Raw genomic sequence first — 22,682 nt, 5'->3', positions numbered from 1 at the left:
TGGAAGAAAAGGGATTTACCGTTTGTTAAGACAGAATAGCCTTTGTAAAAATAATAATTATGAATATAATTACGAATTTAATTCTGACTTTTTTGTCATTGTTGGAGATGATAGCTGTGTGATTAATACGAAACAGCAAGCAACTAACTTTACAATTTAAATAAAGGAGAGGATGCTTTATGAAAACATGCAGTAAAATTACATGTGCAAGTCTATCACTTTTAATAGCTGGAAGTTCCCTGTTATACATAACACCAGCCTCAATTGTAAAAGCAGAACCCACGCAAAATGTATCTAGTTCGTTACAAACAAGTAATCAAAGCGATCGTACTTCCGTTAAGAAAGCAATACGGGATTCACTCCAACTTGGATACCCTGGAATACTCGCTCAAATTTCTAAGGGTGGCAAAAATTGGAGCTATGCCGCCGGGATAGCGGATCTGAGAACCAAGAAGCCGATGAAAACAGATTTTCGCTTTCGCATTGGCAGTACGACGAAGACATTCATTGCAACAGTTCTACTTCAATTGGCTGGAGAGAACCGCTTGAATCTAGATGACTCCATCGAAAAATGGTTGCCTGGCGTCATTCAAGGAAACGGATATGATGCTAACCAGATTACGATTCGGCAGATATTGAATCATACAAGTGGGATTGCTGAATACTTAAAGTCAAAAGACTATGATATTATGGATACAAAAAAATTGTATACGGCTGAAGAATTAGTAAAGATGGGAATTTCTCTTCCACCAGACTTTGCTCCAGGTAAGGGCTGGTCTTATTCAAACACAGGATACGTAATACTGGGTATCCTTATTGAAAAAGTAACTGGAAACAGCTATGCGGAAGAGGTTGAAAATCGGATTGTTGAACCGCTCGAATTGTCGAATACATTCCTACCTGGTAATTCAACTGTTATTCCAGGTACCAATCATGCCCGTGGATATGAAAGATATGACGGAGAAAGTGAGCTAAAAGACGTTACTTATTCATACCCAGGTAGCTCGGATGGAGATATGATTTCTACTGCTGACGATTTAAACAAATTCTTCTCTTACTTACTCAGTGGAAAATTAATGAAGGAACAGCAACTAAAACAAATGCTTACTACAGTTCCTACAGGAATTGCTGAAATCGGCAGATATGGTCTTGGAATCTATGAAACTAAACTTCCAAACGGTGTCTCGATATGGGGACACGCAGGTGCCTCTCCAGGGTTTTCTACTTTTGCTGGAGGCACACTTGGAGGCAAGCATACATTGGCCATCAATTTTAATGGCCATAAAACTAGTTATAGTCCTTCTGATCCTTTTAAAAATATTTTACTTGCTGAATTTAGCAAGTAGGTAAAAAGGAAAAACAGATAAATCTTTCCATAGTTTTTATAGTTAGAAATATATATTTCTGGTTCGAAAAACTTATTCTAAAAAATTTTTGGGGATTTTGGAATTACGGGGGCAAGCCAATGTTATTAAGCTAATAAAACAAAATAGTCCCTAAAATAAAAAAATACGCTATTCTTTCTGTAGAATCATAGAAAAGGATGGCGTATTTTTAAACTTGGGGTTAAAGAAAGTTCTTAAGTTGATGGACATGTGGCGGTACCCCATGCCCATCAACTTAAGAAAAAGAAATGCCCCTAAAACGAAAAAATGAGCGGCTTCTCAGAATAGCTATCTGTAGAGAAAGAAAATTTTAATTTATGGGGATATGAACACATGCCCATCAACTTAAGAATGGATACAAAATTAACTTTTCTTCATTTGAACTAAAGTCTCCCCAAATGGGGGCAAGTTATTAAAAATAAGCACACGAAATAAACCCTAACGGGTTTCATTTTTTTCTTATGCAGCTTTCTTTTGTTTGCTATATCCACTATACTCATAGATAACACCCATGATATCAAAGACTGTTTTCTTCTCATATCGATGAGATTTCCGTCCGTTTTTCTCTAGAAGGTGGAACAGGCGGGTTAGAAGCTTTGTTATCTCTTGGGTGTTTTCTATGGCTTGATAGAGGAGAAATAGATGATCTTGAATCATTCCAATTGCTTTATATTCACTTAATTCCTTTTGTTTTTTCTGTAACAAAAGTTGACGCATTTTAAACATCGTAGAAGAACATAAAAAAATAGCGATGAGTTTTCCATATAAATGGCACTCTATTCTTTCTTGTTTGACAGTGCGACAATGATCTATATCAAACAATGATTTCCACGTTTTAAAAACAATTTCGATCTGCCAGCGTAAAGAGTATAATTCATGGACTTGTTTCANCCCTCTTGTTCACGATAGGTTTCGATCAATTTTTTTATGCACTTTTTCAAGAAGACTTATGCCATTCTCGTCTACTTTCCGCCAAATCTGGTAGTAGGAATAGACGGTTTTCCAGTTTGGAAAGTCCCTTGGCAGATTACGCCATTGACAACCTGTCGTAAGCAAATATAGTACACCGCAGAATACCTCGTACAAATCAACTGTGCGTGGGCGCGTCGTTTTCCGTGCATTTTCTAAATCTTCACGAATCAGTTCAAACTGTTTACGAGTAATATTACTGGTATAATCATGTATCATTAGGAAACATCCTTTTTTGTATAGATTATATCATAGATTTCAGACAGGTTCTAAGATCTAAGTTTTACAGAAAACTCAATATATCTTTCAGTAAATTCATCCAATTCGTGTTGTAATTACTCAACCTTTCGGATGTCATATTTTGGTATGTTGATTTTTTTACTATTTTATCTTTTATTTCTGTAGATAAGAGTAAATATTTTATTTCTAAATTAAAACTTTCTTAAGTGTTTCAACCGGCAAATTCATCTTCCTCAATTTGATTTCTTAACTCTTCTAATGAGTAAAAATTTATCACATCAAAAAATATAAAAAAACTGATACAAAATTGTCAGCTTTTTTATATTTCTTCAGTTTTCTTGTCTTATTTATTTTTTAAAATGAGATTTTTTATGTTTAATATACACAAACCTCATTGAAGTTATTAAAGAGAAACTAAAAACTCTAGTTTTGTCTCATATTTAAATTCATATTTATTATCTCTTCTCTTTTGCTTGATCTTAAAAATACAACAGAAAAAATAGCTGGTATAGCAAAAAGGATTACTAAAATAGTCAACACAACAATACCTAGATGCATTATTCCTGGGTCCTGAGTACTTGCAGGATTTGCAGCATCTTGTAAGAAAGAAAGATAATCGATAATTCCATGAATAAGTATTGGTATCAATAAATTATTTGTTCTCAAATATGCAGCACAAAATGCTATTCCAAACATAGTCGCATAAAACACTTGGAATAGTGTAGAATCTAATGGACTTCCAGACAGTAAATTCACAAAATGTGCAATCCCAAATAAAATACTTGAAGAAATAACAGCTAACCAAATACCATGTTTTTTATGGCTAAATGCAATTAAAAATCCATTCAATAAAATTCCACGCATAAGTATTTCTTCAAACGCACCTACAGCAAATGCATCTAATCCTACTACAGCATAGTCATATATGCTTAATTTCTCTAAATCTTCCGGGGTTAATTGCGATATATTAACCCACATTGGGATGAATAATGGTAGCAATAATATAATACCTAACAGTGCTTTATGCCTAGCTCTCCCCATATTGATATTAAAAATTTAAATGTTCATAATAATAATTAAAGCTATTACTATCAATCGTACAATAAAACTAGCTACATGTGGATCTGGAACAATAGGATTAATAATCAATCCTAAGATCTTTCCAGCTACCATAATTACTAAAAAGAACAATAACATGCTTAAAATAGGCCTTTTTTTATATAAATTCCTCATTTTATAACATCTCCTCCTTATAAATTTTATCAGGACCGAACCGTTCGGTCCTTAGTGTATATCATACTATAAAATACGTTTTTTTAAAATATATTTTTTTGAGATAATAAATCCGTGCGAATTTATATCTCTATATAATTAATTTTTAACAATCATTTCATAATACCCCGCACTATATTATTTACAAAAATACAGTATTTTTATATTACAAATATAACGATAAAAATCTCTTGATTAAATGGACAGGTTATTTTGAAGGATGCAGAGGTAATCTTACTGAATTACCAATATCATAGTGTTAATTCGTCTTATAAAGCAAGTGGTCCTATATTTATACAAAGGGAACAACTACCGCTAAACTAGATGTAAATGCAATTCCGCTTATGTTACATCATAGGTATCTATCTATACGCTTCTACACTGCTGAATCAATGATTGTAGAAGCAAGGGCTACAGAAGGTGTAAATTTAAGGGTAAGTATAGATGAAATTTTTGATAATAAAGAAGTAGGAATATATTCACATTCTTAACGCTAAACCAGAATGCTATAACTGTCTTGTTAATAGAGTGTGAAAAAATTGAAAATGCAAACTTCTATTATCCTATAAGTGGTACCACCAATTGCTATCAGGTTAATTCAACAAAATTCCCTCTAAAATGAAAAAATACGCTATTCTTTTTGTAGAATCATAGGAAAGGATGGTGTTTTTTTATGTCTATTTCTATATCTGATGAATTACAATTATTTGCTCAAGAAATTCAAAGGTTTTTATCTCCAAATGCCTTACAGAATCTTGCTAGAGATGTTGGATTTGTTCAGCGAATGAGTAAGTACAAAGCAAAGGATTTAATCGCTTTATGTGTGTGGATGAGCAAAAAGGTTGCTACGACTTCTTTAACTCAGCTATCTAGCTGTTTAGAAGCATCAACTGAAGTGCTTATCAGTCCTGAGGGACTAAATCAAAGATTTAATCAGGAAGCTGTTCACTTTTTACAACAGCTATTAGCCAAACTACTAAACCAAAAATTAGCTTCATCTATGCCGATTTCTTCTCCGTATACATCTATTTTCAAACGTATTCGTATTTTAGATTCAACTGCATTTCAACTCCCAGATTCTTTTTCATCTGTTTATCCGGTGCAGGAGGATGCAGTCATACAGCGAGGGTGAAGATTCAGCTTGAGTATGATTTATTAAGTGGACAATTCCTTCATATTCATACAGGACCAGGTAAACAACATGATCGAACCTACGGTTCCCAGTGTGCCCCAACTGTAACAGCGAATGATTTATGTATCCGAGATTTAGGCTATTTTCATTTGAAAGATCTTCAACATATACAAGATAAAAAAGCTTATTATATCTCACGTATCAAATCGAATACACGTATTTATCAAAAAAATCCTAATCCTGATTATTTTCAAGATGGCAGAATTAAGAAAGGTACAGAGTATATACAGATAGATATGGAGGTTTTAATGAACTCTCTTCAGCCAGGACAAACAGGCGAAATATCCAACGCTTATGTAGGAATGACTGATAAAGTCCCAACTCGTGTGATTGTTCACCGACTAACAAAAGAACAAGAACAAAAACGATTACACGATCAAACTGTAAGAGAAAAAAAGAAAGGAATGAAGTATTCCGCTCGTATTAAACGACTTAGCGGTATCAATGTATATATGACAAGTACATGATTGGTATTCTTTACGTTGGCAAATCGAGATTTTATTTAAAACGTGGAAATCATTCTTTCATATTCATCATTGTAAAAAGATAAAACGAGAACGATTAGAATGCCATTTGTATGGACAACTGATTGCCATTCTACTCTGTTCTTCTACGATGTTTCAAATGCGGCAATTACTTCTTATGAAAAAGAAACAAGAATTGAGTGAATATAAGGCTATCTATATGATTAAAGATTACTTTCTTCTTCTTTTCCAAGCTATACAAAAAGACACCCAAGAGCTATCAAAGATTCTAATTCGCCTGTTCAACCTCATACAGCAAAATGGGCGAAAATCTCATCGGTACGAAAAGAAAACAGTCTTTGATATATTATGTGTCGTTTACAATTGTTCCATGTCTGATAATCAAGCAGCTTAATTCAAAAAAATGAAACCCGTCAGGGTTTATTTCATATGCAAATCTTTAAATTCCTTACACCAAAAAAGAAATAACCTCTACTATAATTGACGTTATATTTTGTTAGCTTGATAGCGATGGGGTACCGCCAACGAGAAGCGAATTTTGCACGCTAAGCAAAAAAACAATAAGCTGTCCACATGGACAGCTTATTTACATTATTCTCGTTATTGGGAGTTATTTTTAACTTTTCCTAATCTGAAAGAGTCAATCTTTGTTTTGTTCTTCTAATAGTTGAATAACCGTATCTAATTTTTGTTCAACTGAATCTTGCTTTTTGCGATTGTTAGTATGCCGAATTATACGTATAATTCCCCCGAACACTGCACCGATGATTACTAAAATAATAGCAACTCCCATGTAATAAATAGAGTTTTCTAAAGGCATTATTTAGAATCTCCTTTTTCCCTATTTTACCCTTTAAAAGGATTGATATATTGTTTGATTTTGGTTAATATAATACCCTGATTTTTATAAATTAATATATGTATTATCTTATAAAAAAACTCAGCAGGATTTATTCTGATGAGTTTTTTTGTTTATATAATTTATCAATAATTATTCTTTTTTCTCCGGCTGATAGGAAAGAATAACGACACCTGAACTGGTCGTTCTTGTTTCGATCAGTTTTAAAGCCTTTGTATCGTTTCCGGTTTTAAAGAGATGCTTTCCGCTTCCCACGATAACAGGATTGACCATAAAATGATATTCATCAATGAGGTCGTGTTGCATCAATGTCTGTATAAGCTCACCACTACCATAAATTAAAAGGTTCTGACCGGGCTGTTCCTTCAGTTTCGATATTTCTTCTACAATATTCCCCTTGATAAGGTTTGCATTCCATTCGGTTTCTTCCAAAGTTGTTGAAGCAACAAATTTAGGCATGCTGTTCATCTTATCAGCAAAACCTTCTTCATCAGTCATAGAAGGCCAGGCAGCTGCAAAACCTTGATAGGTTACTCGCCCTAGTAGAAGAGCTTCACTTTCAAACAGTAAATCGGATTGAAACTTTGCTACTTCTTCATTGAAATATGGAGCAGTCCAAGCTGGTTCCTCCATGACACCATCTAGTGAGAGGTACATCGATACAATTATTTGTCCCATTTTGTTCTCCTTTAGTTTTAAATTGAGATTTTTACATATTGGTAACACAATTATTAATTCTTCAGTTAGCGAAATTCTCCTTTTTTAATAATTTCGACAAAATGTATTTATGTATGTTTCGGAATAACTCAATATATATTAATAACTTCGAAATATTATATAACAGATAATTTTTATGCATCATTGATTAGCATTGCTTATTGTGCTAACGAATCAGGATAGTGTGGCGACCGACTAAATAGTTGCTTATTTTCAATTATTAGAAGGGAAGTTCTATCATTTCGCGAATTAATTAGACATAGACGAGTGCTATAATTTTCTATATATACATAAAGAGGTGACTACGCATGAATCAAAGACCGTCAGAAGAAGAATACGCCGGGAGCTCCGGCGAATATATCCGTTTGGTGCCGGACGGTAACATCATCGACATTCTGCTCGCTCAGGAAAAGCGAATGACCGAGCTCCTGGCATCGTTGACCGAAAGCCAGGCCGCATATCGGTATGAGGAAGGAAAATGGACGCTGAAAGAAGTCGTGGGCCACATTGCAGACGCGGAACGCGTCATGACCTACCGCCTGCTCCGGTTTGCAAGAGGGGACCGGACGCCTCTGACCGGTTTCGATCAGGAATTGTTCATACCTCCTTTCGGAAGCTGGACAACCGCGCAATTGGCCGAAGACTACCGGGCCGTACGGCAATCAACGATCACATTGCTGCGCGGACTACCGGCGGAGGCGTGGACCCGTAAGGGCACAGCCAACAACCTAAGCATTACGGCACGCGCCCTCGCGTACGGCATCGCAGGACACGAATTTCATCACATGGGAGTCATCCGAAACCGGTACTTGAGTTAATCATCGGCTGAGGCCTTTTGAATGGAACTAACGGGTAAATTTAATAAAATAAGGAATACAATTAAATAGCCTAAAATATGCAAGTTTTTATGCATAACTGCTTGTGTATTAAGGAGTAAATCCAAACGCAATTAAAGCAATGAACGAAGTAAATATCGACATAACAAATCAAACATCAGATATAATTGATGCAAACATTTTAAATAGTGCTGATTTAGTCGTTACGCTTTGTAGTCATGCGGATGCTGTATGCCCATCTACTCCGACGCATGTGAATCGTGTTCACTGGGGATTTGATGATCCAGCAGGAAAAGAGTGGTCTGAATTTCAACGTGTTCGAGATGAAATTGGAGAACGTATAAAGCGATTTTCTGAAACAGGGGAATAAATAAAGGAAAGAGTCAATCTTCTATTGTGTTGGAGATTGGCTCTTTTTTATTATGTATTTCATTTACTTATCGCATCGCTTTAAAACCACTCTTAGGAATAATACAGAATATTATGTGAAGATGGTAAAGTTTCATTTTATAATTTTTCATCTTATTAAAAGTTGATTTGTTAGAAAGGATAATCATTTATTGATATAATGAATGGATGCATGGCAGGAAATAGATAGAAAGATACTGCTAGTAATTTATACTTAAAATGTAGGGAGATTGAACAGAGTTATGGGGACAGAAAAAGAAATTAGTTCCGCTAAATTAATATGGAAGATGACGCGCCCGCATACGTTAACGGCGACGTTTTCTCCTGTAATTTTAGGAACAGTGGCATCACTTTATGTTGCCAAAATTGATTGGCTGTTATTTATTGCGATGATGGCTGCATGTTTAGCATTGCAAATAGCAACGAACTTATTTAATGAGTACTATGATTTTAAACGTGGATTAGACACTGCTGAATCCGTTGGCATCGGTGGCGGAATTGTCCGTCATGGATTGAAGCCAAAAAATGTGTTAACAGTTGCGCTTTTATTATATGTCGTAGCAGCAATTATTGGAGTTTATATTTGTATGAATAGCAGCTGGTGGTTAGTCGTCATCGGTTTAATTGGAATGGCGGTTGGCTATTTATATACAGGCGGTCCATTACCAATTGCGTACACCCCGTTTGGAGAATTAGTTTCTGGATTGTTAATGGGAACATGTTTTGTACTCATTGCTTTCTTTATTCAAACGAATACTGTAACGATTGAAAGTGTATTAATTTCCATTCCAATTGGAATTTTAGTAGGTGCAATCAATATGTCGAATAACATCCGAGATATCGAAGAAGATATTAAAGGTGGAAGAAAGACATTAGTAATCCTCCTTGGGAGAGAAAAAGCTGTCGTAACACTAGCGATAGCCTTTTTCATTGCGTATTTATGGATTGCCGTAATTGTATTAATGGGTTATATAAGCCATTGGGCATTAGTTATGTTCCTAGGTTTGAGAAAGCCAATTTCTGCGATTCAAAGTTTCCAAAAAGGGGCAAAGGATCCTGGATATATGCGCATCGCAATGAAATCAACAGCGATGACAAATACGATTTTCGGCTTCTTGTTGTCAGCAGGATTATTAATTAGTTACTTGTTTTAAATGAAAAATATTGTTAAGTAACTTAACCCCAGTTTCTCAATTTTAATATAGAGAGATTGGGGTTTTTATTTTGACGTTGTTTCATGTTAAAAACAGTTTCATTTGAAATGCAAATACCAATAAATTGCAACTTCATCATTTTCAATATCCAAACCTTTATAAACAAGAAAATCAAACCCACCAATTACAAATCCGCATTTTTCATAGAACTTACATGCTGCGACATTATTATTTTGCGTTTCAAGCATGATACCTGGCATATTGCCTTTTTTTGTCCACTGCTTTGCTTGATCAACTAATCTTTTACCAACTCCGAGTGTACGATATTTTTTATCTACCGTTATATCTTCTATGTAAGCATAGTGGTTCCAATTCTTTTTTAATACCATTAATCCAATGATTTGGTTATGTAACAGTGCTATGTAAATGACTTGATTAGGTTTATTTATATATTCATTGTAAGGCAGTTGTTCATTATCATCTTGATTTTGTAAATAACTTTTTTCATAACTCGGAACGTCTTCTACTGTATATTTTATACGTCTATTTCCTTTGGAAAGAGAAAGAATTAACCGAGCATTCACTATAAAACTGTCATCAATCTCCGGGAGATTATCTAAATCATTTGTTTCTAACTCTCTAATTACAAGGTTCATCGGGGCACCTCCACATAATAATATTTCTTCTAGTTCTTCATTTGGTTCAAATAAATTCCAATTACAAAATTATAATAGAATTTCAATAGTACGGCTATCTTTGTATTTTATCTTTATATCAGTATGCTGTTATCTTGATATGAAAATATTGTTTAGAAAGAGTAGTATTTTTTATTTTGGATGTATATCCAGTTTTCAAATTTAACTATGTTAGAAAAATAAATATTCTTCTAAAGAGTAGATGCAATACGCTATTCTTTAACTAATTTCGACATTATCTGCATTTTATCTTCACCTTCCTCTATTAATCTATTTATTGTAAATATCAGCTGAAGTTAATGTTTAGCTGCATAAATAATGAAGATGAAAATGAGTAGGGAAAGGATCGAAACATAATGAAAGAATCACAAAATAAGAAAAAAACAAGTGTAGTAACGAAGGCAATACTATCTCTAGGAGTTGTTTTAGCAACGACCTTATTCACGTTCTTTTTAATAGGAAAATGGAACGCTATCCCAGCGAAAGGGGTAGCGAATGAAAGTAGTAACCCAGTTAATACACAACAACAAGAAAAGAAAAAAGAAACACCACCGGCAAAACAGAAAAAACCTGATGGAAAACCAGTAGGAAAGGTTGTTTATTTAACATTTGATGACGGCCCTAGCGAATTAACTGGAAAATTTTTAGATGTACTAAAAGAGCAACATGTTTCTTCGACATTTTTTATGCAAGGTAGCAATTTACAGAATACTGGTTTTCAGGAAAATGTAAAACGAGCAGTAAAAGAAGGACATTATATTGGTGCACATAGTATGACACATAATAGTGATAAGCTATACAAAAAAGGACAATTTGTAACGGAGATGAAAGAAACGTTAGCTCTTATTCATAATATTACAGGTACAACTCCTAAACTAGTCCGTCCCCCATATGGATCTGCACCAGGATTAAGGGGGCAGGACATTCGTAACAAAATTGTAGAAGCAGGAATAAAAGTTTGGGATTGGACGATAGATTCAAATGATTGGAAATTAAAAGGTAACCCACAGCAAATTATAGAAAATGTAAAGCGTACAACAACAGAAGATGTGGAAGTAGTTCTAATGCATGAAAAACTACAGACATTACAAGCGCTTCCGGAAATTATTAAATTTTATAAGGAAAAAGGATATGAATTCGGGGTATACAATGAAGCGGATCATTTTCAACTAAACTTCCAGAAAGATCAACGTCTATAGTATAAACATAATTATTTTAAAAAGGTGTTTTCCATTACTAAATCAATAACTAAGCCAAAAGTCGATTTCTTATTTTATAAAGAAATCGGCTCTTTCGTTTATGTATTACGTTACAAGAGTTTTCTTATTTTCTCCGGAATGTCCTTTTTTGAAATCTATGCAACAGAGTCTTTATAGTAAGAGTATTTTGTCGGGGAATAATCAAAAAAACGTATATTACAATATAAAAAATTCATCTTAATACTAAAGGATACATGACAACGATTCCTATAAATTCTTCTCAATAATTGAAAATAAAATCAATCCAGATTATTATATTGTTATTGTAATTATAAATGTAATTACATTTTATTGAAGGAGGATACAAAGATGAAAAACTCAAAAGGCTCTATTGAATCAGAGATAAGCAAAGCAATTACTCACTGGGAAAAGGACTACCTAGGACGCGGGTCTATATCCGTTAAGACAGATATATTACGGGATATGATTATCGTAAATTTACAAGGTATTTTAACGCCAGCTGAATATACGGTTTGCGAAACAAAAGACGGTATGCTAACGATAAAGAAAAATCGTTCGGAGCTAGTTGAATCTGGAATTGAAGATTTGAAAGAGATTATACTAGAATTAACTGGAGAAAAAGTGAAAAGTTTTCATACGGATATAAGCTCCCGTACTGGTGAACGAGTAATGATTTTTAAATTGTTTCATAATCTTGAGGAAAAATTTTAAAAATTAAAACCATCGTAGGGTTAGTGGGAGATAATTAAGAAACCTAAAAGTTTTGCGCTTTATTTAAATTTATTAACATGATAATAATTAATAACTTGAAATTATTTACGTATACTGAATTTTAATTGGAATAACGCTCAAAAAAACTGATAAATAAATTGACAAACTGCTTAATATAGTTTATCTTATAATTGTTTTAAAAAATTAATAGATGCTTATTTTAACTGTTTGCTATAATTAAGGCTTTAGCATTTTTTTAATATGTAATATTGACTAAATGAAAAAGTTTCTTAATTGAAAGATAGCGCATAACATAAATTGATATATTGATTGCATAATCTAGGAGATCAGAGATATACTGTTATTTTTAATAGGAGTAATACATACATTACTATCCTCTATAAAATGGGAGCTCTTCAAAAAACTTTATTGAAGTTAGTTGAAGTGAAACCGACAATCTCCATAATTCAATGATGATATAAAATCATTGAATTATGGAAGTTGTCGGTTTTTTTTATGGGAAAAAACGATGTACTAAAAAGAGTGAATGAAAATTGAAATTAAAAAAACTATCGTAATGAAAAGGAATTTTTATAGGCTATTTTCGCTTAGAAGGGAGTATTTAACATGTTAATTTCGCTGAGTTCATCAACACTGTTAACTTTATTTTTTATGGCGCTTAGTGCTTCTTGGCTAAGTGGATTATTGTTTTTAAATGCAAGGATACCTTTACGTTTTGTTCATATCCATATTGGTATTGCTGCTTTACCTTCATTGGTTTCTTTACTCGCACTTGTTAATAACAATGGAGATAGAGTTGTGGGGCCTTGGCATCTAGATACTTTAGCTTGGTTAATGGCTTTCTTTGTTCTTACAATTGGCTTAATCATTCAGCGTTTCTCTGTACGCTATTTAATGGGGGATCACTCATATCGAAAATACTTTGCACTTTTTACATGTACTACAGGTGTATCTTCGGTTGCATGGTTAAGTGATGATCTTCGCTTAATGCTCATTTGTTGGGGAGCAACGCTTATAGGATTGGTTCTACTTATAGGGCTAAATAAAGGGTGGAAAGTAGTTAGTGAAGCAACTAAAATCTCTGGCTACCTATTTATAATAAGTTGGATTGCCTTACTATCAGCTATCATTTGGCTTTTTCAAGTAACAGGACAGTGGCAGTTAACATCAGTTTTAACGAATGAAAATGTAGCTCAATTTGGAACATTGGAGAAAACAGGAATTAACTTATTGATTATAGTAGCTGTGATGATTCCAGCAGCACAATGGCCTTTTCACAGATGGTTAATTGAATCAGCTGTTGCTCCAACTCCTATTTCTGCTATTATGCATGCGGGTTTAGTAAATGCTGGAGGTATCATATTAACTAGATTTTCGCCACTTTTTCATGATGATATTGCACAAATCATTTTACTAATTTTCTCTAGTATTTCTGTCTTAATCGGAACAGGAATTAGTTTAGTTCAAGTTGATTATAAACGTCAGCTAGTAGGTTCAACTATTGCACAAATGGGATTTATGCTTATTCAATGTGCATTAGGCGCCTATTTAGCAGCTATTATTCATTTAATTTTACATGGTTTGTTTAAAGCTACACTATTTTTACAAGCTGGTTCTTCCGTGCAACGTTTTGGGGTAGTGAATCAGTCTAATGAAAAGATGTCCAATTTATGGATGATAGTTGGGCGTGTTTTAGGATTATTTATAGCAATTACTTTCTGGTTTATGACTTCTGGAGAGGGGTATCAACTAGTTAGTGCGTTAATCTTAGGCTGGTCACTATACTTTTCATGGAAACAGCTTGTTGTTTTTGGAGAGGGAAGAATGGGACGAATTGCTGGCGTAATTGTTTTGATTGGATTTTCTCTCATTTACTTTACCGTTCATAATTCTCTTTATAAATGGTTGCATACTGATATTTATCAAAGTGTTCAACCTTCAGCTCCAGCCGTTATCTTTGTTATATGTATTTTACTATTTAGTAGTGTTATTAGTACTTTCGTTACTCGTCATCAATCTTCTACTTTATTCGCTGTACTTTATCTTTGGTTAGTTCGAGTAGGTGAGGCGAGACGAAAGTCAGTAGAAAGTCACCCAAGCTATCTGAAACATTATGTATCAAAGGGAGGTAATTCGTGATGAGCATACCGTCAATATTAAAGAAAGATACAAACATTGATATGCAAGAAAATAATATAAATGATTTAGTTGCATCTGCTAGCCGAGTTATTGCGCCACTTTGGCCTATCTCTACGTTTGCAGCTCACCACCCTTGGATGGGACTTGAAAAGCAATCATTTGAACAAGTCGCAAATTGGTTAAAAGAAGCTCGTAATGTGGATATTTATCCTAGTGCCTCCATGATTCATTCGGCAAAAGCGAAAGGTGAGATTGAGGAATCATTTTTACAAATGAGTTTGTCTCGTTGGATAGATTCACAATCTTTTCATATTCCGCGAGAGAAAGCAGAGCGATTTTGCCAAGCAGCTTTAAAGTTAGAAAAATTACCTTCTAGTCTATTATCATCGCCAGAAGTAAATAAATTGGCAGAAGAAATGAATTATATAAATACAGCAAGTATGCAAGCCTCTGTTATGCAGCCAATAAGTTCGCTTATAGAGAGTCAAAATAGTGAAAACCTATCTGATGTTCTTAATTATCATATCATTAAATGGTGTAAATTATATCTTGATGAATCCGGATCAAATTGGACGATGCCAAATCGAGAGAAAGGTTTTTATCGTGCATGGCAACACCTTATTAAATTTGATCCAGCGTTCAGTAAAAATGAGCGTAAAGTTTTAAAAGATTGGCCACAAGATGCCGAAGTAGCTTTAGCGAGAGCATTATCTGAACTAGGAATTTCTAAATCTAACATACAATCTTACCTTGAAGGGCACTTACTTTCTTTGCCTGGGTGGGCAGGAATGATACGATGGCGCTCACAACAAGCAATTCAGGAACAGGAACTTCTCATAGAATATTTAGCAGTTCGAATTTCTATGGAGCTGGCTATTGTAAAACCTTATTTACCTTTAAAAAATCAAAAGGTTGAGAAAAAAGTTTCGATCGTCCCACTTATAGCTTCTTGGATCTATTGGGGGAATATTTCAACACGGGAATGGTTACAAATGCCTGCTACTGAACAAAGTGAGTTATTAGTATTCGCTTATCGTTTTGATGAAAATATTCGCAAGAAACTTTGGCTGGAAGCTTGGGAACAAACGCATGCAGAGCAATTAAGAGAGAAGATTGCTTCTACACAACGTGCAACCGATGATAAAAAGCGTGTATTAGCTCAATTAGCATTCTGTATTGATGTACGTTCAGAACCATTTCGTCGCCACCTTGAAAAATTAGGTCCGTTTGAAACATTTGGAATAGCTGGTTTCTTTGGATTACCAATTGCAACTAGTGAACTAGGTAGTAATAACAACCACCCTTCTTTGCCAGTTATACTCAAACCGAAACATCAAATAAAAGAGCTCACAAATGAAAATGAACTTAAATCTTATGAGCAGCGTAAGAGGGTAGGCAGTTCGGTACGTTATACATTTAAAACGATGAAACAGAACGTAATGACAAGTATGGCGCTACCTGAGTTAAGTGGTCCTTTACTTGGTCTACAGATGGTGACAAGAAGTTTTGTCCCAAGAGGAGTTGGTAGTTTCATTCGTAACCTTCGTAAAACTATGTTACAAAAACCTGATACAACATTCTCGCTTAATCATGTTCATGACACAAAGGGTGAGATACCTATCGGTTTTACGAAAGAAGAAAAAGTGAACTATGTGCGTCAAGCTTTAAAAATGGTGGGACTGACAGAAAAATTTGCTCCTTTAGTTGTAATGTGCGGACATAGTAGTCAAAGTACGAACAATCCTTATGCTGCAGCACTTGAGTGTGGTGCTTGTGGCGGAGCAGCAGGGGGATTCAATGCAAGAGTTTTTGCTACTTTATGTAATCTTCCAGAAGTGAGAGAAGCGTTGTTTGCTGAAGGTATTAAAATTCCTGAGGATACCATTTTTGCAGCAGCTGAACATAAAACAACAGTGGATGAATTGGAATGGATTTACGTCCCAGAACTTTCGGAAACTGCGCAAGAAGCATTTGATTGTATCGAGTCGATTATGCCAAATGTGAGTCAACATGCAAATAGAGAGCGTTTAACGCAATTACCAAATTTTAAAACGAAAATAAAAAATGCGAGTAAAGAGGCACATCGATTTGCAGAAGATTGGAGTGAAATACGTCCAGAATGGGGATTAGCTCGTAATGCATCTTTTATTATCGGGCAACGAGAATTAACTCAGAATTGTGACTTAGAAGGTAGGGCTTTCCTCCATAATTATGATTGGAAACAGGATGAAAGTGGCGATATATTAGCTAACATTATTGCAGGACCAGGAACAGTAGCTCAGTGGATAAATCTACAATATTACGCTTCAACTGTAGCTCCTCATTATTATGGTAGTGGAAACAAAACAACCCAAACCGTAACGGCGGGTCTAGGTGTTATGCAGGGAAATGCAAGTGATTTGTTGCCAGGCTTACCTTGGCAATCCGTTATGCAGTCAGATAGTGAGACGTATCATTCACCACTTCGTTTACTAATTGTAATTCAAGCGCCTATTCAATATATAGAACGTTTGCTAAATAATGATTTCACATTTCGAGAAAAAGTTCAAAATGGATGGGTTAGACTTGCAAGTGTTGATCCAGAGGGACGCTGGAAAAACTGGTAACAATCATGTAATGAATTATCAACTAATGTTACTAGCTTAAAAGTTTCATAAATACAATAATGAAGAAGGAGTGCTCCATATGAATTCAAAGAATAAAAAAGTTTTATTGTTAACAGACATTAAGCACGGAATAGAGCCTATTATCCAGCAAGTAACTAACATTCAACAAGAAAACATGTTGACTATACACAGCTACGATTCTGTAATTGTACATCCTTATGGAGATATAATGAGATCTATTATTATTGCTATTTATCAAGAAAATGTTGAAGAAATTTTTGTTGTAGGAATAGAGGATAAAGAAACGGATGTAGTTAATCTACAAATTCAACGTGATTCCATAAAAAATAACAGGGAACTAGACTATCTCTTTGAAAATTGCATGCCTGAATTTTCAAGTGGTAGCCTTGATGAATGGCTAAGTGGAAAAGAAAATGTTAGTGAAAATATTGAGAAGAGTATAGATATGATTTGTCATCATCCACTAGTACCGTCTGATGTTAAAGTTTATGGTTTCAAGATTGATAGAACAGGGGAAAAAGAAACGGTTGTTAAAGTTTCTGTTAATAAAGTAGTGAAACAAATGCATTCTTATGTGTAAGTTATCGATAGATAAGCAACTTTTATTTGGTAGATACTATAATATGTTAAATATTTGGAGTTGTTTCCTTTAAAAAGAGTAAAAGAAATCTTCTATAAATGGAGATCTTTTGCTCTTTTTATAATAAAAATAAAAAATTATTTGACGTTTTTTCGAAAAAAATTTTTAAGACAAGGCTTTTAGGTTTATGAAAACCTTTATTCATGATAGCAAGATAATTTTGATAAGAAGTATATAGTAAGAATGATTTGGAGATACCGATGGGGATATAACTATTTTATTTAGGACGGTGCAATTAAAATGGATTTACAGAAAGGGAAATTATATTGGAACACGACTTTTTCTAATACACCTTCTTATCCTCGTTTGGACGAAGATATAAAATGTGACGTACTAATAATAGGAGCAGGAAGTTCGGGTGCTCAATCAGCATACTATTTGAGTGAATCAGATTTAAATATTGTTATCGTTGATAAAAGAAAGGTAGGACATGGAAGTAACCTTACAAATACAGCACTTATTCAATATTTAGGTGATAAGATGTTTTTTGAACTTGTAAATACATTTGGGGAAGAGTATGCAGTTAAGCATATGAAATTATGTGAACAAGCTATTAATGATATTGAATATGCTGATCAAAACTTGCCTTATTGCTCTGACTTTAAACGACGTGACAGCTTATATTATGCAAGTTATGAAGAGGATATAAAGAAATTAGAAAAGGAACTGTATTATTTACATAAGCATGATTTTAAAGCGGCTTGGTTATCAGAACAACAAATTGGACAGAGATATCCATTTAAAAAACGTGCAGCTATTTATACGTATAATGATGGTGAAATAAATCCTTATAAATTTACACATAGTTTATTAGAACAAGCCTCTAATAAAGGAGTTCACATTTATGAAGATACAGAGATTGTTGGCAAAAAGTTAGAGAAAGAATGTGCTATCTTTTATACAAAGGAGGGCAATTCTATTACTGCCAATAAAGTAATTGTGGCTGCAGGATATGAAGGATTGGAATTTAAAAAGGAAAAGAACGCTACACTGATTAGCTCATATGCAATTGTTACTAATCCTGTGGAAGATTTATCTTCTTGGTATAAACGCACTCTCATTTGGGAAACTGCGAGACCATATATTTATATGAGAACTACTGCAGATAATAGGATTATTATAGGTGGATTAGATGAAGATACAAACATTGCTCAAGAAAGAGATTCAAAATTAATCCATAAAAAAGAGAAATTAGTGAATGAATTTAATAAGCTCTTTCCCAATATAACAGTTGAACCTGAATTTTATTTAAGTGCTTTTTATGGTGGTACTCATGATGGTTTACCTATAATTGGAATGTATGAAGAGTTTCCAAATTGTCACTTTATCTATGCGTATGGAGATAATGGATTAGTTTATAGTATGGTACTTTCTAAAATTGTTCGAGATATAATTATTAACGGTTCAAGTCCAGATTTGAATTTATATTTACAAACTAGACCAAAACTAAATGAGTAAACTGCATGTATACAAAATCATAGTAGTAAGGAGCTTATTTAGGGTTCCATTATAAAAAAACGCTATTTTAAATGTATTAGTTTCATGTGACTATTTGTTATGTTTATGAATGCTTAAATAAAGCATTCATAAACAATATTATTTGTTAAATCCATTCATTTTACTAAGTTCAGTTATTTGTATAATCCATTCTTTTTTTAGGTAGGGTAGAGTTGCTTGGATATGATGATATTCCCATTCTTCCTCAATGGTAGGGTAAAGATTAAATAAGTATTTTTCTTCATCATTTGTTACATTTGCTTTAGGATTGCCAGTAAGTTTAAAATAAATGTCGCACCATCCGCTATAGTTTGTTAACATGAATAAAAAATTAGGACATGTGAATTCGATGAGGTATATTTCTTTTTCTAATTGAATATCTGATAGTAATTCTCTTGCAGTCTCATAAGTAGGCTTCTTTTGGTAACCATTGCATGAATGCCATGCCCAAATGGGGAAATCTATAATAAAGTCAATACCTTTCTGTTTCATGTGTCTTACAATGTATTTATATACGGTGTAATCTTCTTTATTAACAAAAATAGGATCGGCTATAAGCTTACCTTCATTCAAAAGTGTATTTATAGCATTTTGGTTTTGAAAAGTCCATAGGATTGTTGAATCTATAGATGTATTTAAGTTTGATTGTTTATAAAATTGTTTTTTCATCTTTCTCTCCATTTTCTTTTTTATTTTATAAGAGTTTAAGATAAGTACAAAGTGCATTATATTTTTATCTTTATTAAGAGTTGGAAAAATCCATTAAAGAATAGAAGAGTTTGTTTGCAATTACAAAAAATGATTCTTATAATCATTTAAAAATAACAGAAGTATTTGTTCTAATAAAGAATGAATTGTGCTTTAAAAATTAGAAAGGATAGCCATGCAAAATAAAATTATTGTTATGTTTCAAAAAGATTTTCGTTTATATGATAACCCAGCGCTATTTGAGGCTGTTCAGTCTGGTGAGGTTCTTCCTGTATATATACAAGATGAAACTTTTTCAATAGGAAGTGCGGCAAAGTGGTGGTTGCACCATGCTGTAATAGATGTAAAGAAGCAACTTGAGGCATTGGGCTCTACTTTTATAATACGTAAAGGAAAGACACAAGAAGAAATACTTTCTCTCATAGAACAATTAAATATAACGGCTGTATATTGGAATATTTGTTATGATCCGGACAGATTACAATCTAATCAAAAAATGAAAATGATGTTAGAAGATAGAGGTATTATCTGTAAGGAATTTAATTCGCATTTATTATTAGAACCGTGGATTATTAAAAAGAAAGATAACACTGAATATAAGGTGTTTACGCCTTTTTACAATGCATTTCAAAAGCAGGTAATACCTAAACCTATTAGCAGAGTGCAGAGTATAAAGTGGGGAAGCTCTTTACCAGCAAGCTTATCTGTTTCAGAATTACACTTGTTGCCGACTATACCGTGGACCTCTCATATGGAAGCAATATGGAATCCGACAGAAGAAGGGGCATATAAAACATTCAAGAAGTTTTTCTCTAGCAAATTAGCCTCTTATAGTGAAGGAAGAGATTTTCCAGGTCAAAATGTCCATTCGATGTTGGCACCGTATCTTTCATTTGGTCAAATATCAGTAAAGCTAATGTTTCATTACTTAATAAATAAAAGTACCGAAAGACAATGTAGTCTTTTTGAAAAACAAGTTAATAGTTTTATACGTCAATTAATTTGGCGAGAGTTTTCTTATTATTTACTATACCATTATCCATTTACAGTATATAAACCTCTTAATAAGAGCTTTGAACATTTTCCGTGGAATAAGGAAGAGGAGTTATTAAGAGTATGGCAAAAGTCTAGTGGTAATAAGTCAAGAGTAAAACAAGACTGATTTTTTCTAGGTGCGATTTTTTCAGCATACGGAAATAGACCCGACCAAAAATGAAATTTTTTCGGGCCGTTTCCAAGATTGCGTCAATAACAAAGTGTTATTTTTCTATCACGCTCCTTGGTGGCGTGTAGAGTTGATGGTTACGTAGTAGCGTATCCACCAGACGCACAAATTTTCTTGCGGTTAAGACGATGGCTCTTTTGTGTTGATGTTTGGGTGTTTCTTTGTATTTCTTTTGATAAAATGCTTGATATTCAGGCAAATATCTTCTTACTGAATTGGCAGCCTCAACTAAGTAATAGCGAAGATAACGATTGCCTTGTTTGGTTAAGGGCGTATTTTCAGACTGATAATTTCCAGATTGCTTGATTTTCCAGCTTAATCCGGCATATTTAGCTAGTTTCGTTTGGTCTTCAAATCGTTGGATTTGTCCGATCTCAGCTAGTAATCCAGCAGCATACACTTTTCCAACACCAGGAATACTCGTCAAGCATTGGTATTCTGGTAGGACCATTACGAGCTGTTCAATTGCCTTATCAAGGTCTTTGATACTGGCTTCGAGTGCACGAATTTCGCGAGCAAGAATACTCAGGATAATATTGATGGATTCTTGAGCGACTTCTCCTAAACGATAAGACATAGTAATGGCTCGTTGAATCGTTTTCGCTAATCCTTCTGGATTTTTAAACCGGCCGTTACCTTTTTCTTGAAGCAAAGAGGCGAAATCTGTTAAAGGCATTTGAGCTAATTCTTCTAACCCATAATCTTCTGTCATTAAAGCGATTAAGGTAGCTCCAAATACAGAAGAAGGAGTTTCGCTATTCTTTAACTCACGCGTGAGCGTGTTGCATTTGTAAGTTAAATTTTCGAGAAAATGTTGTTTCGTTTCTACAAGTTGTCCAATTAATTGGTAACGTGTGCGAGTTAAACGTTGAAGAGCCATATATTTCTCTTCTTTAATGGGAGACGTAGTGAATCTTTGGATTCTTAAAAAGTCAGCGATTCGCATCGCATCATTTTTATCTGTTTTATCTTCATCAAATATTCGACTGAATTGCTTGATGCGAAAAGGATTTTCGATGGTAACGACGGTATTTATACGCTTTAATTCTCGATCCTCATTAAAAAATGTAGCAGGATGAAAGCTGTACATAGAAGTTGACTCCATGCCTATGACGATTTGAGAAAACGAGTACACATTTTGAAATTCTAAAATTTTTTGTTTAATTTGATGAGCGCCTTTCACGTCATTTCCGAGACTCGCTTCAAGAAGAATTGTCAATTGGTTATCGTCTGATAAAAAGCACACATCTAGTTTCTCAGAGCTGACATCTAATCCGACAAATAAGTTCATTTGGAAGGACCTCCTTTCATTGGTTATTTGGAATATGCTTCGATACTATGGGATTTCCCAGAAGCTCATTGCGTAACCACAACCTCGCCTACGAGAATACAATGACAACTTTTGGGGGCTACCTTTTGAACTACTATCCAAAAGCCCAATCAGTTATCGAAACAGCTAGTGTGTTGGTAGTGATAGCAATGGCTCGGGTAACAGACTTTTTATCGTAGACAGAGCTACAGGGGAAATGAGCAAATTCCCGATGGATCCTTTCCATACATCCATTGTATCTGGGAAATTCAATAATATCGAAACAAATTCCGTAAGGAATCTTGTTATCTATTTTTTTTAAAATCAGGGTAATTAGAAAGCAGAAATACTGATCTAAACTATATTCTACGAG

15 protein-coding genes and 6 pseudogenes are annotated in these 22,682 nt (G+C 34.0%); 13 read left to right on the top strand and 8 right to left on the bottom strand.

The window, feature by feature from the left end:
• Positions 1 to 179 precede the first annotated feature (179 nt).
• Positions 180 to 1,346, top strand: coding sequence for a serine hydrolase (locus tag V6946_RS16245; RefSeq protein WP_006918177.1), 1,167 nt, complete (start codon positions 180 to 182; stop codon positions 1,344 to 1,346).
• Between the two features lie 498 nt (positions 1,347 to 1,844).
• On the opposite strand, the pseudogene V6946_RS16240 reads toward V6946_RS16245, so the two are convergent.
• The 3 genes and pseudogenes from V6946_RS16240 to V6946_RS16230 all read right to left on the bottom strand — a co-directional run.
• A pseudogene (locus V6946_RS16240) lies at positions 1,845 to 2,273 on the bottom strand (transposase); the annotation flags it as partial.
• 30 nt (positions 2,274 to 2,303) lie between these two features.
• A pseudogene (locus V6946_RS16235) lies at positions 2,304 to 2,573 on the bottom strand (transposase); the annotation flags it as partial.
• Between the two features lie 444 nt (positions 2,574 to 3,017).
• The gene (locus V6946_RS16230) at positions 3,018 to 3,593 is read right to left on the bottom strand and encodes a CPBP family intramembrane glutamic endopeptidase (protein WP_366982210.1); all 576 of its coding nucleotides are present in this window, start codon (positions 3,591 to 3,593) and stop codon (positions 3,018 to 3,020) included.
• Between the two features lie 477 nt (positions 3,594 to 4,070).
• Between V6946_RS16230 and V6946_RS16225 the strand changes: the two are divergent.
• Positions 4,071 to 4,400 (top strand): annotated as a pseudogene (locus V6946_RS16225) (DUF1203 domain-containing protein); the annotation flags it as partial.
• 139 nt (positions 4,401 to 4,539) lie between these two features.
• Positions 4,540 to 5,937, top strand: a pseudogene (locus V6946_RS16220) (IS4 family transposase).
• A 246-nt stretch (positions 5,938 to 6,183) separates the two neighbouring features.
• Here V6946_RS16220 and V6946_RS16215 read toward each other — a convergent pair.
• Entirely contained in the window at positions 6,184 to 6,363 is a 180-nt protein-coding gene (locus tag V6946_RS16215; RefSeq protein ID WP_001127750.1) for a DUF4083 family protein, read from the bottom strand.
• A gap of 171 nt (positions 6,364 to 6,534) precedes the next feature.
• Positions 6,535 to 7,080, bottom strand: a complete 546-nt coding sequence (locus V6946_RS16210; protein ID WP_000529754.1) for a dihydrofolate reductase family protein — start codon at positions 7,078 to 7,080, stop codon at positions 6,535 to 6,537.
• Positions 7,081 to 7,427: 347 nt separating this feature from the next.
• Here V6946_RS16210 and V6946_RS16205 point away from each other — a divergent pair, with 347 nt between their 5' ends.
• From V6946_RS16205 to menA, 3 genes and pseudogenes are all read left to right on the top strand, one after another.
• Positions 7,428 to 7,937 carry a DinB family protein gene (locus V6946_RS16205; RefSeq protein ID WP_366982208.1) on the top strand — a complete coding sequence of 170 codons (510 nt, stop codon included), beginning with the start codon at positions 7,428 to 7,430 and terminating at the stop codon, positions 7,935 to 7,937.
• 112 nt (positions 7,938 to 8,049) lie between these two features.
• Positions 8,050 to 8,325, top strand: a pseudogene (locus tag V6946_RS16200) (arsenate reductase); the annotation flags it as partial.
• 280 nt (positions 8,326 to 8,605) lie between these two features.
• Positions 8,606 to 9,517, top strand: coding sequence for a 1,4-dihydroxy-2-naphthoate polyprenyltransferase (menA, locus tag V6946_RS16195; RefSeq protein ID WP_366982206.1), 912 nt, complete (start codon positions 8,606 to 8,608; stop codon positions 9,515 to 9,517).
• Between the two features lie 98 nt (positions 9,518 to 9,615).
• Here menA and satA read toward each other — a convergent pair whose 3' ends face one another.
• The gene (satA, locus tag V6946_RS16190) at positions 9,616 to 10,173 is read right to left on the bottom strand and encodes a streptothricin N-acetyltransferase SatA (RefSeq protein ID WP_006918162.1); all 558 of its coding nucleotides are present in this window, start codon (positions 10,171 to 10,173) and stop codon (positions 9,616 to 9,618) included.
• Between the two features lie 395 nt (positions 10,174 to 10,568).
• Between satA and V6946_RS16185 the strand changes: the two genes are divergently transcribed.
• The 6 genes from V6946_RS16185 (at position 10,569) to V6946_RS16160 (ending at position 19,028) form a co-directional block, all read left to right on the top strand.
• A complete protein-coding gene (locus tag V6946_RS16185; RefSeq protein ID WP_006918160.1) occupies positions 10,569 to 11,411 on the top strand; it encodes a polysaccharide deacetylase family protein in 843 nt (280 codons plus the stop codon).
• 369 nt (positions 11,412 to 11,780) lie between these two features.
• Positions 11,781 to 12,143 (top strand): DUF2294 domain-containing protein, encoded by a 363-nt coding sequence (locus V6946_RS16180; RefSeq protein WP_000798162.1) that lies wholly within the window; start codon positions 11,781 to 11,783, stop codon positions 12,141 to 12,143.
• A 627-nt stretch (positions 12,144 to 12,770) separates the two neighbouring features.
• Positions 12,771 to 14,303, top strand: coding sequence for an NADH dehydrogenase subunit 5 (locus V6946_RS16175; protein WP_406622067.1), 1,533 nt, complete (start codon positions 12,771 to 12,773; stop codon positions 14,301 to 14,303).
• A complete protein-coding gene (locus tag V6946_RS16170; RefSeq protein WP_006918155.1) occupies positions 14,303 to 16,909 on the top strand; it encodes a DUF2309 domain-containing protein in 2,607 nt (868 codons plus the stop codon). The genes V6946_RS16175 and V6946_RS16170 overlap by 1 nt, the downstream gene beginning before the upstream one ends.
• A 79-nt stretch (positions 16,910 to 16,988) precedes the next feature.
• On the top strand, positions 16,989 to 17,510 hold the full coding sequence (locus V6946_RS16165) for a hypothetical protein (RefSeq protein WP_006918154.1): 522 nt from the start codon (positions 16,989 to 16,991) through the stop codon (positions 17,508 to 17,510).
• Between the two features lie 300 nt (positions 17,511 to 17,810).
• Entirely contained in the window at positions 17,811 to 19,028 is a 1,218-nt protein-coding gene (locus V6946_RS16160; protein WP_006918153.1) for an FAD-binding oxidoreductase, read from the top strand.
• A gap of 138 nt (positions 19,029 to 19,166) precedes the next feature.
• On the opposite strand, the gene V6946_RS16155 is transcribed toward V6946_RS16160, so the two are convergent.
• Entirely contained in the window at positions 19,167 to 19,736 is a 570-nt protein-coding gene (locus V6946_RS16155) for a DUF3841 domain-containing protein (RefSeq protein WP_366982205.1), read from the bottom strand.
• Between the two features lie 214 nt (positions 19,737 to 19,950).
• Here V6946_RS16155 and V6946_RS16150 point away from each other — a divergent pair.
• Positions 19,951 to 20,901: pseudogene (locus V6946_RS16150) on the top strand (deoxyribodipyrimidine photo-lyase); the annotation flags it as partial.
• 133 nt (positions 20,902 to 21,034) lie between these two features.
• On the opposite strand, the gene V6946_RS16145 reads toward V6946_RS16150, so the two are convergent.
• Entirely contained in the window at positions 21,035 to 22,291 is a 1,257-nt protein-coding gene (locus V6946_RS16145; protein ID WP_256426878.1) for an IS110 family transposase, read from the bottom strand.
• Positions 22,292 to 22,682 lie beyond the last annotated feature (391 nt).

Origin of the sequence: Bacillus sp. PPSBB_2, from assembly GCF_045291115.1 — a bacterium.
Classification (GTDB): domain Bacteria; phylum Bacillota; class Bacilli; order Bacillales; family Bacillaceae_G; genus Bacillus_A; species Bacillus_A cereus.
This window is presented reverse-complemented; position numbering and strand designations above follow the sequence as displayed.

Bases quoted from the DNA above. Each gene is read 5' to 3' on its own strand.
- V6946_RS16245 (WP_006918177.1), top strand. From the start codon at position 180: ATGAAAACATGCAGTAAAATTACATGTGCAAGTCTATCACTTTTAATA.
- V6946_RS16215 (WP_001127750.1), bottom strand. From the start codon at position 6,363: ATGCCTTTAGAAAACTCTATTTATTACATGGGAGTTGCTATTATTTTA.
- V6946_RS16210 (WP_000529754.1), bottom strand. From the start codon at position 7,080: ATGGGACAAATAATTGTATCGATGTACCTCTCACTAGATGGTGTCATG.
- V6946_RS16205 (WP_366982208.1), top strand. From the start codon at position 7,428: ATGAATCAAAGACCGTCAGAAGAAGAATACGCCGGGAGCTCCGGCGAA.
- menA (WP_366982206.1), top strand. From the start codon at position 8,606: ATGGGGACAGAAAAAGAAATTAGTTCCGCTAAATTAATATGGAAGATG.
- satA (WP_006918162.1), bottom strand. From the start codon at position 10,173: ATGAACCTTGTAATTAGAGAGTTAGAAACAAATGATTTAGATAATCTC.
- V6946_RS16185 (WP_006918160.1), top strand. From the start codon at position 10,569: ATGAAAGAATCACAAAATAAGAAAAAAACAAGTGTAGTAACGAAGGCA.
- V6946_RS16180 (WP_000798162.1), top strand. From the start codon at position 11,781: ATGAAAAACTCAAAAGGCTCTATTGAATCAGAGATAAGCAAAGCAATT.
- V6946_RS16175 (WP_406622067.1), top strand. From the start codon at position 12,771: ATGTTAATTTCGCTGAGTTCATCAACACTGTTAACTTTATTTTTTATG.
- V6946_RS16170 (WP_006918155.1), top strand. From the start codon at position 14,303: ATGAGCATACCGTCAATATTAAAGAAAGATACAAACATTGATATGCAA.
- V6946_RS16165 (WP_006918154.1), top strand. From the start codon at position 16,989: ATGAATTCAAAGAATAAAAAAGTTTTATTGTTAACAGACATTAAGCAC.
- V6946_RS16160 (WP_006918153.1), top strand. From the start codon at position 17,811: ATGGATTTACAGAAAGGGAAATTATATTGGAACACGACTTTTTCTAAT.
- V6946_RS16155 (WP_366982205.1), bottom strand. From the start codon at position 19,736: ATGAAAAAACAATTTTATAAACAATCAAACTTAAATACATCTATAGAT.
- V6946_RS16145 (WP_256426878.1), bottom strand. From the start codon at position 22,291: ATGAACTTATTTGTCGGATTAGATGTCAGCTCTGAGAAACTAGATGTG.